Raw genomic sequence first — 14,533 nt, 5'->3', positions numbered from 1 at the left:
AATCCCCTAATTAAACTGTTTCGCGTTATAATAGAAATTATTTCGAAACTAGAAAGAATAGGGGCTCGGGGACAGATGAAAAAAAATGAAACACAGGTTGGGGCTATTCATGCCGGCTTTTCCTATTTACTATGGGGATTATTGCCAATCTATTGGAAGTTATTAAACAATGTTGAGGCAAAAGAAATCCTCGCAAACCGCATTTTTTGGTCGTTCGTGTTTATGGTGGTCATTTTATTTTTAACGAAAAAAGGGGAATTATGTTTACGAACGATTAAAGGCTTTGCGCAAAACAAAAAACAGCTTTATGCCCTGACACTTGCCTCCCTTCTTATTAGCGCGAATTGGTTTACCTATATTTGGGCGGTAAATAATGGTCATATGATTGAGGCAAGTCTTGGCTATTATATGAATCCACTTGTCAGTATCTTATTAGGAATGATTGTTCTAAAGGAGAAATCAAGCTTTTACCAGTACTTATCGTTCATTTTAGCAGCTGTCGGAGTATTGATTATTACCTTTTCCCATGGTGAGTTTCCTTGGATTGCGATTATTCTCGCTCTTTCCTTTGGTTTATACGGGTTGGCAAAGAAGTTAATCAATGTGGATTCCTCAGTTGGCTTAACATTAGAAACACTTGTCGTGACGCCGTTCGCAGCAATATATATGCTTTTCCTTTTCGTTAACGGTTCAAGTTCTTTTTTAACGGCTGGTGCAGGAACGGATTGGCTATTAATTGGTGCCGGTGCAGCGACAGCCGTGCCGCTTCTCTATTTTGCAAAAGGAGCGCAGAAAATTCCCTTATCATTACTGGGATTCCTGCAATATATTGCCCCAACCTTAACATTACTTTTAGGTGTACTTGTTTATCATGAACATTTTTCAAAAATACAGCTGTTATCGTTTACGTTCATTTGGACGGCATTGGCAATCTATTCTCTTTCAAAAACAAAACTATTGACTAAAAAAGAATTAAAATGGCAAAAAGAAAAACGTGCCAGTATGTAAATAAAAAACCTTATCCTAAGAAGCCGGATAAGGTTTTTCCTTTTACAGGAACGTTCTCTTAACTTTATCCCAAAAAGAATTATCCTTTAGTTTTAACGTTTTTATTTTTTTATCACTAATTTTTATGTTGATTTTATCAACACTGCGGATGCTTAGTGCTTCATTATCCATACCCATTGTAGGTTGGTCGTTATCATCTGATATCACCTTAAGTGTGAGTGTCCGTTCTCTTCCGACTATAAAGGACGTGCCAAGTGTCCGGTAAACGTTGTTGTTGACCGATGCAACCTCGCTAACCTGCATACAGGAGAGGAGCGGGTCGACAATGGAGCCGTTTACTGATTTATTATATGCGGTACTCCCAGTCGGCGTAGCAATGACGAGGCCGTCACCACGGAATGTTTCTAAATGGAGCTGGTCGACAAATACATCAATGACAAGTGTTTTAATTACGGACGAGCGGATACTGAAATCGTTTAAACACGAAAACGTACCCTGACCGTCAACAGAAACTTCAATTGTCGGATAGCGGCGGACCTCCGTACGTTCGCTTGATGTAACCGTTTCAATCATCTTCGAGGTATCGCTGAGGAGAAAATCGCAATACATGCTTAAACTATTTCCTGTTGCAATCCCCACGTAAAGGCAATCATCGCGGAAACCAGTCATTCTAACAGCTTGGAGGAATGTTCCGTCATCACCAATACTAGCAATGATATTGGCCTTACGATAATCAGAAACAATAGTAAAGTCATAGCGTTCTGCAATTTCGAAAAGAGGAGCAGCCTTTTCCAGCAAATCCGCATCACGCTTATGATAAAAATAAATATTTCGACGCATATCCATATTATGTACCCCCTGTAAAATGATAGAGTAAATCCCACTTTTTTAACCATACCAGAAATAACTTTGCTAAAATAGTGATAGTCTGAAATTAGTTTAGCACTTTTTTGAAACAATATGAAATGAATGATGTTAATTTTAGACGGAGAAAAAGGGGGAATACATATGAATGGAAAACGCTGGGCCGCTCTTGGGATAGCGGCAGCATTATTTTTTGTTTCGATTTTGATTAATGTTTTGTCTGCGGTTGCCTTTAAGGGGATTGAAACGGATTTCACCGATTTCATGAAGACAACAGATCAGCCCTTTACAGAAGAAGTGGTCAAAAAGGGCAGTGAATTAAAGAAAATCGTCGTTCTCGATGTTGATGGAGTCATCCAGGACACAGGTGATGCAGGCTCATTTTTGCAAAGCTCCGGTTACAATCATCAGGATTTTATGAAAAAGCTGAACTATATTAAAGACGATGATACTGTTAAAGGTGTCGTTATCCGAGTCAATTCTCCCGGTGGCGGAGTTGTGGAAAGTGCAGAAATTCATGATAAATTAAAGGAAATTCAAAAGGATACGAAAAAGCCTGTTTATATTTCCATGGGTTCGATGGCTGCCTCAGGGGGTTACTATATTTCAACTGCAGCGAAGAAAATCTTTGCCAGCCCTGAAACATTAACAGGATCTCTTGGGGTCATTATGGAAGGATATAATTACAAAGGCTTGGCAGATAAATACGGCGTCGATTTTGTTACGATTAAAAGCGGACCTTATAAAGACATCATGAGCCCGACGAGAAAAATGACAGATGAAGAACGACAAATTTTACAAAAAATGATTGATAACTCGTATGAAGGATTTGTCAAAGTAATTGCAGAAGGCCGCCATCTAACGGTAGATAACGTCAAAAAAATTGCGGATGGCCGTGTTTATGATGGCCGTCAGGCGAAGGATTTAAAACTCATCGATGATTATGGCTACTTAGATGATGTTATTGCGCGCATGAAAAAAGACGAGAAGCTGAAAGGCGCGAAGGTGGTCCGTTATTCGGAGGATTTTGGGTTTGGCTCATTATTTAAAATGCAGACAAATAAATGGCTCGGTGAGAATGCTGAAATGGCGGGACTAATGAAAATCCTTTCCAAGCCTAATTCACCCCGTCTCATGTATTTATATGCGGAATAAGGGGGGCATGCCATATGGAAACGAATGAACATCATAACGAACGGAATGGATCAAAGGAATCACCTCTAAATCTGACGGACAATCAATCTGAGGCGTTTGATGCTGTTGTCCTTACCCCAGAAAGGGCACCTGTTGAACAGAATTGGCCGATTCGATACGCCGGTTTTTGGATGCGCTTTTGGGCCTATCTTCTCGATCTACTTGTTGTTGGCAGCATTGAACGGATATTGATTAAGCCGCTCTTTCGCGTGCTTGATATTTCATTAACGGAATTTAACATGTTTGCCCCTATTTCCATCGCGTCTGCGGTGATCTTTTACTTATATTTTGTCCTGATGACGAAATACTTTAATCAAACTCTTGGAAAAATGGTCTTTGGTTTAAAAGTAGTCGATTTGCATAATAACAAATTGACATGGGGAACTTGTCTTTTTCGTGAATGGATTGGCCGGTTTATTTCGGCAACGGTCATCCTCGGGTATATCATTGTTGCCTTCTTACCGAAAAAGCAAGGCCTGCATGACCTCTTCACTGATACAACCGTCATTCATGTAGAACGCTAAAAAACTAACATGAATTTCAACTCCCTACCCATGCGTGGAAATTTATTTTGTATGAGTAGGAAACAAACATAATAAAGGCGGTGTGAGCATAGCTCGGCTTCACCTATTCAAAGTACGAAATGTATATTTTCACTTTAACTGGTTAAACTGATTTGTTTATGCGACGCTCCGCCCCTTTTCCACAAAAATTGACCTATCAACTACGAGTTGATAGGTTTATTTTTTTCCTTAAAAAGGAATACTAGAAGGCGGAAAGGTTGTGAATGAAATTGTTTTGGCTGCTGCTTTCCTTGTCGATTCTAGTGTTCTTATTCTTGTTGATTATTTTTACTAAACTAACGATTCTTGTAAATTATTATCATCATAACGACAATGATGACTTAAAGGTCGAGTTTAGAGTATGGTTCGGCCTCATAAAATACAAAATAAATGTTCCATTAATCAAAATCGATGACGATTCCCCGAGTATCGTAGTGAAAAGTCATACTAATATGGGTGGAGGTCCTGCCAAGGATGCAAATCCTGAACATAAAGTAACCCAAGTCACCAAGAAAGATGTGCTGACTAATTTAAAAAATGCGCAAGAATTGCTGCACCGCGTTTTTAATTTACATGTCATTGTCCGGAAATTCTTTCAAAAAGTTACGATAAAAAAAATAGAATGGCAATCCCTGATTGGGGTGGGGGATGCCGCTTATACTGGAATGGCAACCGGAGCATTATGGGCGATAAAAGGCGGTATCACAGGACTTCTAAGCCACTATTTAACACTTAAAGCAACACCGAAAATTTCAATTACTCCCCATTTTCAAGCGGCCGTTATTCAGACCCGGTTAACATGTATTTTTCAGTTTCGAATCGGGCATGCTATACTCGCAGGTTTAAAACTGATTAAATTCTGGAAGGGCGGGAAACCGCACTTTAAAAGTAAAACAGATTTTTCAAATGAAAAAACGAAATCAATTTGAAAGAGGAGGAATAGCGCATGTCTAACCATCCAATTCAGGGTTTGATGACAACTGCAATGGAAAGCTTGAAAGAAATGATTGATGTAAATACCATCATTGGGGATCCGGTTGAAACCCCAGACGGAAGTGTCATTTTGACAGTGTCTAAGGTTGGCTTTGGATTTGCAGCTGGCGGCAGTGAGTTCAAGGCCAATGGTTCTCAGTCTCAAGGTCAAGGTCAAGGTCAAGGTCAAGGTCAAAGTCAAAGCCAAGGTCAAGGTCAAGGTCAAAGCCAGGGGCAGTCGATGCTTCCATTTGGCGGCGGAAGCGGGGGCGGTGTTTCAATCACCCCAATCGCCTTTTTAATTGTTAACTCTCAAGGTGTCAAAATGCTTCATTTAGATGAGAGTACTCATTTGTATGAGAAAATTTTAGAACTCGCCCCACAAGCGGTAGATAAAATCCAGCAAATGTTCTCGAAGAAAGACCAAGGCAGCCAACAGCAAACTCAACAGCATCAATCGAAAATTGATCTTGATATTTAGATAATAAGTTAATCTTCCGCCATTTGGAGGATTAACTTTTTTAATGAAAGGCTCAAATAATTGCAATAATGGCTCTGAAAAGATATATTTACACTGTACATATTAAAGTCACTAGAGCGAGAACTTAATGGCTTTAACCACGACAAAGGAGGATGTTAGAATGGCAAATGTTACATTTAAGGAAAAAGCGATTACGTTACTAGGCAATGAAGTGAAGGTAGGAGACAAAGCTCCCAATTTCACTGTCCTGGCAAATGATTTATCGGAAGTTACTTTAGACTCTACTAAGGGGCAGGTACGGTTAATTACTTCCGTGCCATCATTAGATACTGGTGTATGTGATGCGGAAATCCGCCGTTTTAATGAGGAAGCTAATGCGCTTGGAAGTGTGAAAATCTTAACTGTCAGCTGTGACCTGCCATTTGCACAAAAACGCTGGTGTGCAGCAAGCGGCATTGAAAACGTGCAAACATTATCGGATCATCGTGACCTTTCTTTTGGAGAAGCTTTTGGGGTAGCTATTCAGGAGTTAAGACTATTGGCACGCGCTGTTTTTGTTGTGGATTCAAACGATACTGTCACATATGCGGAGTATGTCAGTGAAGCAACAAACCACCCGAACTATGAAGCAGCACTAGAAGCGGCTAAAGCAGCAAAATAATCTTATAATCAAGAAGGCCTCGTCACAGGCGGGGCCTTCTTAGTTGTTGTTTAAATGGATAGAGAAATTTAACGATGGGGAGGAAATATATGATGATTTCTCCAGTGGAACAGCTATTTACGCTATTTAATGAATCGGCCCTTATTTTACAAGAGGAATTGTCCTGCAGCTATCTTGAGGCCCTTGCCGAAACGGGCGAGAATCTATTTCAAGGTTCAATCCTTCAAGAGGAACTAAGTGAATTAACGGCAAAAAGACTGAAAAAACAATATGAAGAGATTCATTTAGAAAAGTATTCGAATGAAGAGATCCGCAAGGCCTACCAGCTAGTGATTTTAAAAGGTATGAAAGAAAATGTGCAGCCTAATCATCAAATGACACCTGATTCAGTTGGGATGCTTGTAGGCTATTTAGTAGAGAGATTTATGAACCAGCCATCCTTCCGCTTGCTAGATCCTGCAGTGGGGACGGGGAATTTATTAACAACCGTTTTAAATCACATACATAAAGAGGTATCATCCATCGGTGTTGAGATTGATGACATTTTGATAAAACTAGCCTATGTTAATGCGAATTTACAGGAACATCCTGTACAGCTATTTAATCAGGATAGCTTGGAGCCATTATTTATCGAGCCAGTTGATGCCGTTATCGCGGATTTGCCAGTTGGCTTTTATCCGAACGATGTCAGGGCTTCAGATTATCAATTAAAGGCGAGTGTGGGCCATTCCTATTCACACCATTTATTTATTGAGCAAAGTGTCAGGGCTGCTGTGCCTGGAGGTTACTTGTTCTTTATTATCCCGAGCGGTTTATTTGAAAGTGAACAAGCAGCCGAGCTTCATGAATTCATCAGAGATAAGACATTCGTACAGGGACTTTTGCAATTACCAGAAAGCATGTTTAAGAATAAAAGCTCAGCAAAGAGTATTTTTATTTTGCAAAAAAAAGGCGAAGGGATTCAGCCTCCAAAGCAAGCTTTACTCGTAAAATTGCCCAAATTATCAAATGCGGTTGAGATGGATAAAATTCTCGCCCAAATGGATACATGGTTCCAGGGGAATAAAGGATAAAACTAGCTAAAATTCCTAGTTTTATCTTTTTTTATTTTTATAATAATTTCGAATATATTTTCATTTCATCTGAAACCGCTCCCAAGTAGGTTATTCCTTGAAATGTCACAAGGACAATGATTAAATGAGGAATTGAGGGAAATAAACAAGGTCGGTTTGCACAAAATAAGTTGTACTAAACATAATCGGTTCGAATCGATGTTGTTATATAAAAGGAGCGGAAGCAAAAATGGCAAAAATTATTGCAATTAATGCGGGTAGTTCTTCATTGAAGTTTCAATTATTTGAAATGCCGAGCGAAGAAGTTATTACAAAGGGACTAATCGAAAGAATTGGTCTGAAGGACTCTGTGTTTACGATTACTGTCGGTGGTGAAAAAGTCCAAGAAATCATTGATATTCCTGACCATGGTGTCGCTGTAAAAATGCTTTTAGATAAACTAACTACCTTAGGTATTATCAAATCCTTGGACGAGATTGAAGGAATTGGTCATCGTGTTGTTCACGGCGGAGAAACATTTACCGACTCTGTTCTAATTACTGAAGCAGTTTTAAATAAAATTGACGAATTATCTGAACTTGCACCGTTGCATAACCCGGCAAATCTTACTGGTATTAAGGCATTCATGGATGTGCTTCCGAATGTACCGGCAATTGCAGTATTCGACACTGCTTTCCACCAGACGATGCCGGAAAGTTCTTTTCTATATAGCCTTCCGTATCAATACTATAAGGAATATGGGATTCGAAAGTATGGCTTCCATGGAACAAGCCATAAATATGTTTCTCAGCGGGCAGCGGAATTATTGGGACGCCCGGTTGGACAGCTGCGTTTAATCTCCTGTCACCTTGGGAATGGAGCAAGTATTGCTGCCATCGAAGGTGGAAAGTCAATTGATACCTCGATGGGCTTCACACCTCTCGCCGGAGTAACAATGGGTACTCGTTCAGGAAATATTGATCCTGCGCTAATTCCATACATCATGGAGAAAACAGGTAAGACAGCAGATGAAGTTCTTGATGTTCTAAATAAAAAAAGCGGGATGTTAGCTGTTTCTGGTTTTTCAAGCGACTTACGTGATATTGAAATTGAAGCGAAAAAGGGAAATGAGCGGGCACAGCTGGCGTTAGATGTGTTTGCAAACCGGATTCATAAATATATTGGTTCATATGCTTCCAGGATGTATGGTGTCGATGCGATTATTTTCACTGCCGGAATTGGTGAAAATAGTGACGTGATTAGAGAAAATGTCTTAAAGGGCCTTGAATTTATGGGCGTTTATTGGGATCCAGCTCTTAATAAGGTAAGAGGTGAGGAAGCGTTTATCAACTATCCTCACTCACCGGTTAAAGTAATAATCATCCCTACAAATGAGGAAGTTATGATTGCGCGTGATGTAGTCCGCTTGGCGGATACTCATTAATCAATACCGAAAAAAGGCAAAAGCTGATAATGGCTTTTGCCTTTTTAACGTTCTATTTCCTGTGATATACTGGAAATAGAAGCGTTGAAGGAGGAGACCGAGATGCCATTGACAGACAGGGAAACGAAAGTTTTGAATGGAATACGGGATTGGGAAAGGGACCTACTCAATTATGAGGCGAATGACTTTCAATTAACATATGAAAAATATTTGGAACGTTCTTTTTCGTTATTACCTGAAAAGGTTCAGCGGCAGTTCATTTCTGTCATGGATAGCTGGCTGTTTCATCTACATAGTTTAATCCAAGGCTCGCAGCTTCAAATGGATGCAAAGGAAAGAATTCTAGCCTCGGGGAGAATTTTTCAAGAGGATATAGAAAAAATAACAGACTTAAAGCGGCTGGATATCAACCAGTTACAATACATAGCAGAGCAGCAAATTGCAAGGCATCGACTTTATTCCTTTGCTCAAGGCGGCCTTTCGGGTACAGGCGGATCGCTGCTTTTAGGGAGCGATATTCCAGCAATGGCGGTGATAAATTTAAGGGTTGTGCAATTAATTGCGATGACCTACGGTTTTGAGGTGAATACCCCATTTGAAATGATGACATCTTTAAAAGTGTTTCATACCGCGACATTGCCGGCGCGGATTCAAAAGGCAGGTTGGGCGTCTTTAATGGCTGAGCTGGAAGCGAACGATGAATATTATTTTTACGAAGGAAATGAGGAAATTTTTGATATCACTTGGCTGGAGCAGCCTATCCAGCAGCTATTAAAAGCGATGGTTATAACTTTGTTCCGGAAAAAGGTCATTCAAGGAATTCCGCTAGTCAGCATGGCGATTGGCGCTGGAACGAACTATCAATTAACAAGAAAAGTAACGGATCTCGCCCATAAATATTATCAGCTTCGCTACCTTAAAGAAAAAGAGGAGTTTTAACAATGAGTACGCAAGAGCATAAAAGTGTTGCACCTAAGACGGTTAATTGTAAAGTCATTACAGTCAGCGATACGAGAAATCAGGAAACAGACAAAAGCGGCAGGCTAATGATGGAACTGCTCGAACAAGCAGGGCATAGTGTTGTGGATTACGTCATTGTAAGGGATGAAGCTGAGCCGATTCAAAGTGAAATATTAAAGGGATGCGGCCGAGAGGATATTGATGTCATCCTCACAAATGGCGGCACGGGGATTGCCAAGCGTGATGTAACAATTGAATCTGTTCAAAGCCTGCTTGAGAAAGAAATCGTTGGCTTTGGAGAATTATTCAGGATGCTGAGCTATCAAGAGGACATTGGGTCGGCCGCCATTCTCTCGCGGGCCATTGCCGGAGTGGTTAAAAATAAAGCCGTATTCTCTACACCTGGTTCATCCGGTGCGGTGAAACTGGCAATGAATAAATTAATTCTACCGGAAATTGGTCATGTAGTAAGAGAAATTAAAAAAGATTTATAAAGTGAAAACTCCCTTATCGAAGGGAGTTTTCTATTGATGCATTTTTTCCGAAAGTGTCTGGTTGGCACGGTACCAAAGCCAGAGGTCATTGATAATGGAGGCCAGTTCTGCTATTTCTGAGTTCAATTGACAGGAACGGGCAAAATTATTTTCATCTGATAGCTGGGCTTGTTTATGATTAATCTCATTTTCAAGCTCAAAAATTCGGTCGGGTATGGACCCGCGGATTTGTTCCCAGTGAAACAGAATCTCCTGTTGAGTATCTTTACTGTAATCGTCCCATTCTTCGGTCATATCAGGCAGAAAAATGCCAAGACGCTGATCGAAAGAAAAATGTTCTTTCATAATTTCCTCCAAGAAGTAAAAGTTATTTATTATTGTACTATACATTGAAGGTCCATTCACGATAAAACGATAATTTTAGGTAAAATAAGAAGCACGGAGCCGATTGGCTCCGTGCTTTCGATTATGAATCTTTTTCGGTCCGGACGACAAGTACGTCACATGGTGCATAGCGTGTGATATGTTCTGATACACTGCCAATAAAGATTCTTTCCACCATATTCATTCCGGTCGCACCGCAGATAATTAAATCAACCTTGTGCTTTTTAGCCAACTCTCTAGGGATTCTTACTTTAGGTGAACCAAAATCAATTTCATATTGAACTTCCTGAAGGCCTGCTTCTATCGCTTTCAATTGATAATTCTCGAGCATATCTTTTGCCAGCTTTTCTGCCCTGTCACCAATGACTGTGTCATAAGCATCAATTAGGGCAAATGACCTTACATCAATCACGTGGACTAACAGCAATTTCGCATTATTTCTTTTTGCAATTTCAATCCCTTTTTTAAAAGCCCAATCTGCTTCCTTCGATCCATCAATTGCGACTAAAATATTCCGATATTTGAGTCCCATGAAATCATCTCCTTACCTTAATTATACAATATTTAACAACGTATAATTGTTGCAATTTTTCGAACAATAATGAGGTAGCTTAGTGTGGAAAGGAGATTTATCGATGGTGAAACGAGAACCTAATAATAAATTTACATTTGATTTTGATGAACAGGGGACTAACGAAGTGAGCCAGCAAATTATGGATTCGTATAATAGTGGTTTCATTGGTAAAGGAACCGCTTTGGCTGACAGTGACGATAACGCTGCAACTGAAGGGTAGGGACAATTAAAATAGTAAAGTAACTGGCTGTCCTATACATATGGACAGCCTTTTATGTGCCATTTGGTTTTGGTGGTACGTACTTCATTAAAAAAATTAAAGAATAATTGAATTTATTAATTAAGATTGCTGCTATGAGCTTTGCCCTTTGTGGTAAAGCTCTTAAAAGTGTTACCATATAGATGATCGCTTGTTACATTTTTCCTTAGTCTGAAGGATATATTAATATTGACTTGGTTTTTTCATATGAATTTATTTGGAGGTAAGGGCATGCAGATTGGAGTACCTAAAGAAATTAAAAATAATGAAAACCGAGTAGCAATGACACCTGCGGGAGTAGTAACCCTTGTGAAATTTGGCCACGAGGTTTTTATTGAAACAGGGGCAGGACTTGGCTCTGGCTTTACAGATGAGGATTATCGTTCTGCTGGAGCGAAACTGGCAGCAACCGCAGAAGAGGCCTGGTCCATGGATATGGTTATGAAGGTAAAAGAACCACTTCCTAACGAATATCCATATTTCCGTGAAGGGTTGATTTTATTTACATATTTACATTTAGCACCTGAACCGGAATTAACCAAAGCCTTAATCGATAATAAAGTTGTCGGGATTGCTTATGAAACAGTTCAATTACCTAACAGAAGCCTGCCATTATTGACACCAATGAGTGAAGTAGCAGGAAGAATGGCTGCTCAAATCGGCGCGCAATTTCTTGAAAAAGTCCATGGTGGTATGGGAATTCTTCTTTCCGGTGTTCCTGGGGTACAAAGAGGAAAAGTAGCAATCATTGGCGGCGGTGTGGCCGGTACCAATGCAGCCAAAATGGCGATTGGCTTAGGGGCTAAAGTGACGATTATTGATTTAAATCCTGACCGTCTTCGTCAATTGGATGATATTTTCGGCTCTGATGTGACGACATTAATGTCCAACCCTTATAATATTGCCGAAGCTGTAAAGGAATCGGATTTGGTTATTGGTGCTGTGCTGATTCCGGGAGCGAAGGCGCCGAAGCTTGTTAGTGAAGAAATGATTCAATCGATGAAACCAGGCAGCGTGGTCGTTGATATCGCCATCGATCAGGGGGGGATTTTTGAAACGACTGACCGGATCACGACACACGATAATCCAACATATGTGAAGCATGGCGTTGTTCATTACGCAGTAGCGAATATGCCTGGTGCAGTCCCAAGAACTTCAACGTTTGCGCTAACAAATGTGACTGTTCCGTATGCCGTCGACATTGCTAATAAAGGCTATAAAAAGGCATGTTTGGATAATGAGGCTTTGTTAAAAGGGATTAATACCCTTGATGGGTATGTAACCTACCAAGCGGTTGCCGAAGCACATGGACTTGAATTCAAAGATACAAAACCATTGCTAGAAAAATAAGAAAAAAGAAAACCAGCTTCCAAAAGAAGCTGGTTTTTTTTTAAACTATGTAAGCCGCAATTGCCGTAGGAATATAAGAAAGTTTTAAACCACCACTCCTCAAAGTGGGTGTTCTCAGAAACTTTTCTGCCTGTCCTCCAAGTCTTATAGACAGAGGCTTGTCATTCCAGCTTCAATGGTTAAACTCCCTATTACAGCTTAAAGGTTAAAACTTTATTATGATTACGTACAATGCAGCTTGTATTTGTATATTACACCAATACACATGATAGTTCAATGTTAAAAAAATCCAAATGAGCCTATTTGATAATTTGTAATTCTTTTGGGAATTTAGTTAAAACTTTTGCACCATCAGCAGTAATATAAATATCATCCTCAATTCGAACACCAGCTACATTAGGTACGTAAATTCCCGGTTCAATCGTATATACCATTCCTTCTTCGATCAATAACTGATTGGTTTCAGTCATGGAAGGATACTCATGAACGCCTATTCCTAGCCCGTGTCCTAAACGGTGTGGGAAATATTCTCCATACCCTGCATCGGCAATAATTCGACGCGCAGTAAGGTCAACTTCTGCTGCCGTTACGCCAGGCTTACTTGCTTCAATGGCTGCGAGCTCCGCCTTTAAAACTGTATCATAAATTTCTTTTTGTTTGTCGTTAATGTCCCCATACGCAACGGTTCTCGTGATATCAGAACAATATCTGTCGACGACGACACCCAAATCGAATAAAACGAGGTCACCTTTACGAATTTTTGTTTCCCCAGGGTTCCCGTGAGGTGAAGCGGCATTTGCTCCGGTCAACACCATAGTCGAAAACGACATTTCTTTAACACCCTTTTGCTTTAAAGCATACTCTAAGGCATTAAGGATATCCAGCTCTGTTTTGCCTTCTTTAATTTCACTTGCACCGAATTCCACAGCATAGTCGGCAAGGGCACAAGCCTCTTCAATACTTTTAAGCTCTTTTGCATCTTTTATCATACGCAGTTGTCGTAATTTCTCTTCTGCAGAAACAAATGATGCACTTGGGAACAATTGTGTAAGATGCTCAAAGCGTTCGACATTCATATGTTCTTTTTCAATTGCCGCTTTCGAAACACCATTGCTTCTTTTATTGATAGAATGCAGAATCATTTCCCACGGATTTTCGATGTCGCTATAGCCGATGATTTCATGCTCCCAGCCGGAACGTTTGGCGTCATGCACTTCCATTGCAGGACATACGAGGAACGGTTCCTCCTCTTGAAAAACAACAAGCGCCAGCAATCGTTCATGCGGGTCGGTGTAATAACCACTTAAATAAAATACATTTTCGGTTGAAGTAAGAAAACTAACTTCGATCTCATTTTCCTTCATCCATGTTTGAAGCTTTACTAATCGCTGATTCATGTTTAGTGGCCCCCATTTTAAAAAATCAATTCCAATTTGAGAGTATCAATATTTATTTCAATTGTAAACTAACACATCTTAGCATGTGCTAATACCTGCAGCTTATGGGAATAAATGAGGAAGGATTTCCGAAACTTTTCGAGAAGTACATACTATAACAATTTAAAGGAGTTGGGATGATGAGAGTTTCATATCACGGACATTCAGTTGTTCAAATTAACACAAATGGGAAAACCATTTTAATTGACCCTTTTATTAAGGGCAACCGATTAACGGACTTAACTGTTGAAGAGGTTAAACCAGATGTGATTATCTTATCGCACGGTCACAATGACCATGTCGGGGACACTGTTGAGTTAGCAACAAGGCATAATGCCCTTGTGATTGCCAACCACGAAATTGCTACCTTCCTAGGCTGGCAGGGGATCAATACCCACGGCCTGCATATTGGCGGTGCCTATCAGTTTGATTTCGGTAAAGTAAAGCTGACTCAAGCCTTCCACGGCTCGAGCTACGAAACCGAAAATAATGAACTCATCTATTGCGGTATGCCAGCCGGAATTCTAGTTATGAGCGAAGGTAAAACCATTTATCATGCCGGTGATACGGGACTATTTTCGGATATGAAACTGATTGGAGAACGTCATCCGATTGATTTAGCCTTCTTGCCGATTGGTGACAATTTTACCATGGGACCTGAAGATGCAGCCTATGCAGCTAAACTGTTAAATGCCAAGACGGTTGTACCGATGCACTACAATACATTCCCGCCTATTAAACAGGATCCATATCAATTTATTGAACTGCTTGAAGATCAAAATGGTAAAGTGTTAGTCCCAGGCGAAGCAATCGATTTTTAAGCCCGATTCTAGGCGT

General features: G+C 40.1%; 17 protein-coding genes and 1 other RNA gene. 13 read left to right on the top strand and 5 right to left on the bottom strand.

Translation table 11 applies throughout. The features are described from left to right. The first annotated feature begins 75 nt into the window (after nucleotides 1-75). A complete protein-coding gene (gene rarD, locus BANVL01_RS05285) occupies nucleotides 76-1,008 on the top strand; it encodes an EamA family transporter RarD (protein WP_066090832.1) in 933 nt (310 codons plus the stop codon). Between the two features lie 42 nt (nucleotides 1,009-1,050). Here rarD and BANVL01_RS05280 read toward each other — a convergent pair whose 3' ends face one another. Further along, a complete protein-coding gene (locus BANVL01_RS05280) occupies nucleotides 1,051-1,854 on the bottom strand; it encodes an NAD kinase (protein ID WP_066090829.1) in 804 nt (267 codons plus the stop codon). 162 nt (nucleotides 1,855-2,016) lie between these two features. On the opposite strand from BANVL01_RS05280, the gene sppA reads away from it, so the two are divergent. From sppA to BANVL01_RS05235, 9 genes are all read left to right on the top strand, one after another. After that, nucleotides 2,017-3,027: a signal peptide peptidase SppA gene (sppA, locus tag BANVL01_RS05275; RefSeq protein WP_066090827.1), complete on the top strand. Its 1,011-nt coding sequence runs from the start codon at nucleotides 2,017-2,019 to the stop codon at nucleotides 3,025-3,027. Nucleotides 3,028-3,041: 14 nt separating this feature from the next. Continuing rightward, nucleotides 3,042-3,590: an RDD family protein gene (locus tag BANVL01_RS05270; RefSeq protein WP_066090823.1), complete on the top strand. Its 549-nt coding sequence runs from the start codon at nucleotides 3,042-3,044 to the stop codon at nucleotides 3,588-3,590. A 263-nt stretch (nucleotides 3,591-3,853) separates the two neighbouring features. Continuing rightward, a complete protein-coding gene (locus tag BANVL01_RS05265; protein ID WP_342342325.1) occupies nucleotides 3,854-4,558 on the top strand; it encodes a DUF2953 domain-containing protein in 705 nt (234 codons plus the stop codon). Between the two features lie 17 nt (nucleotides 4,559-4,575). Beyond that, nucleotides 4,576-5,082 (top strand): GerW family sporulation protein, encoded by a 507-nt coding sequence (ytfJ, locus tag BANVL01_RS05260; RefSeq protein WP_066090820.1) that lies wholly within the window; start codon nucleotides 4,576-4,578, stop codon nucleotides 5,080-5,082. Between the two features lie 160 nt (nucleotides 5,083-5,242). Then, nucleotides 5,243-5,743 (top strand): thiol peroxidase, encoded by a 501-nt coding sequence (gene tpx, locus BANVL01_RS05255; RefSeq protein WP_066090817.1) that lies wholly within the window; start codon nucleotides 5,243-5,245, stop codon nucleotides 5,741-5,743. 89 nt (nucleotides 5,744-5,832) lie between these two features. After that, nucleotides 5,833-6,816 (top strand): class I SAM-dependent methyltransferase, encoded by a 984-nt coding sequence (locus BANVL01_RS05250; RefSeq protein ID WP_066090814.1) that lies wholly within the window; start codon nucleotides 5,833-5,835, stop codon nucleotides 6,814-6,816. A gap of 229 nt (nucleotides 6,817-7,045) precedes the next feature. Continuing rightward, entirely contained in the window at nucleotides 7,046-8,239 is a 1,194-nt protein-coding gene (locus tag BANVL01_RS05245) for an acetate kinase (protein ID WP_066090811.1), read from the top strand. Nucleotides 8,240-8,341: 102 nt separating this feature from the next. After that, complete coding sequence (locus BANVL01_RS05240) at nucleotides 8,342-9,178, top strand: EcsC family protein (protein WP_066090808.1); 837 nt, start codon at nucleotides 8,342-8,344, stop codon at nucleotides 9,176-9,178. Between the two features lie 2 nt (nucleotides 9,179-9,180). Continuing rightward, a complete protein-coding gene (locus BANVL01_RS05235) occupies nucleotides 9,181-9,693 on the top strand; it encodes a MogA/MoaB family molybdenum cofactor biosynthesis protein (protein ID WP_066090804.1) in 513 nt (170 codons plus the stop codon). 30 nt (nucleotides 9,694-9,723) lie between these two features. On the opposite strand, the gene BANVL01_RS05230 is transcribed toward BANVL01_RS05235, so the two are convergent. Continuing rightward, the gene (locus BANVL01_RS05230) at nucleotides 9,724-10,038 is read right to left on the bottom strand and encodes a hypothetical protein (protein WP_066090802.1); all 315 of its coding nucleotides are present in this window, start codon (nucleotides 10,036-10,038) and stop codon (nucleotides 9,724-9,726) included. Between the two features lie 121 nt (nucleotides 10,039-10,159). Beyond that, entirely contained in the window at nucleotides 10,160-10,609 is a 450-nt protein-coding gene (locus tag BANVL01_RS05225) for a universal stress protein (RefSeq protein ID WP_066090799.1), read from the bottom strand. 103 nt (nucleotides 10,610-10,712) lie between these two features. Here BANVL01_RS05225 and BANVL01_RS27660 point away from each other — a divergent pair, with 103 nt between their 5' ends. Both BANVL01_RS27660 and ald read left to right on the top strand, forming a co-directional pair. Next, nucleotides 10,713-10,871, top strand: a complete 159-nt coding sequence (locus BANVL01_RS27660; protein WP_169803133.1) for a hypothetical protein — start codon at nucleotides 10,713-10,715, stop codon at nucleotides 10,869-10,871. A gap of 270 nt (nucleotides 10,872-11,141) precedes the next feature. Continuing rightward, nucleotides 11,142-12,260 carry an alanine dehydrogenase gene (gene ald, locus BANVL01_RS05220; RefSeq protein ID WP_066090796.1) on the top strand — a complete coding sequence of 373 codons (1,119 nt, stop codon included), beginning with the start codon at nucleotides 11,142-11,144 and terminating at the stop codon, nucleotides 12,258-12,260. A gap of 47 nt (nucleotides 12,261-12,307) precedes the next feature. On the opposite strand, the gene ssrS is transcribed toward ald, so the two are convergent. Together ssrS and BANVL01_RS05210 are read right to left on the bottom strand one after the other, a co-directional pair. Next, nucleotides 12,308-12,503, bottom strand: a non-coding RNA gene (gene ssrS / locus BANVL01_RS05215) — 6S RNA. A gap of 56 nt (nucleotides 12,504-12,559) precedes the next feature. Then, nucleotides 12,560-13,657: a M24 family metallopeptidase gene (locus BANVL01_RS05210; RefSeq protein WP_066090793.1), complete on the bottom strand. Its 1,098-nt coding sequence runs from the start codon at nucleotides 13,655-13,657 to the stop codon at nucleotides 12,560-12,562. Between the two features lie 179 nt (nucleotides 13,658-13,836). On the opposite strand from BANVL01_RS05210, the gene BANVL01_RS05205 reads away from it, so the two are divergent. Continuing rightward, complete coding sequence (locus BANVL01_RS05205) at nucleotides 13,837-14,517, top strand: metal-dependent hydrolase (protein ID WP_066090790.1); 681 nt, start codon at nucleotides 13,837-13,839, stop codon at nucleotides 14,515-14,517. The last annotated feature ends 16 nt before the right edge of the window (nucleotides 14,518-14,533 follow it).

The organism is Neobacillus novalis NBRC 102450 (assembly GCF_001591805.1).
Lineage (GTDB): Bacteria > Bacillota > Bacilli > Bacillales > Cytobacillaceae > Neobacillus > Neobacillus novalis.
Note: the sequence above shows the minus strand (reverse complement) of the source record. Positions and strands in the feature narration are given on the sequence as shown.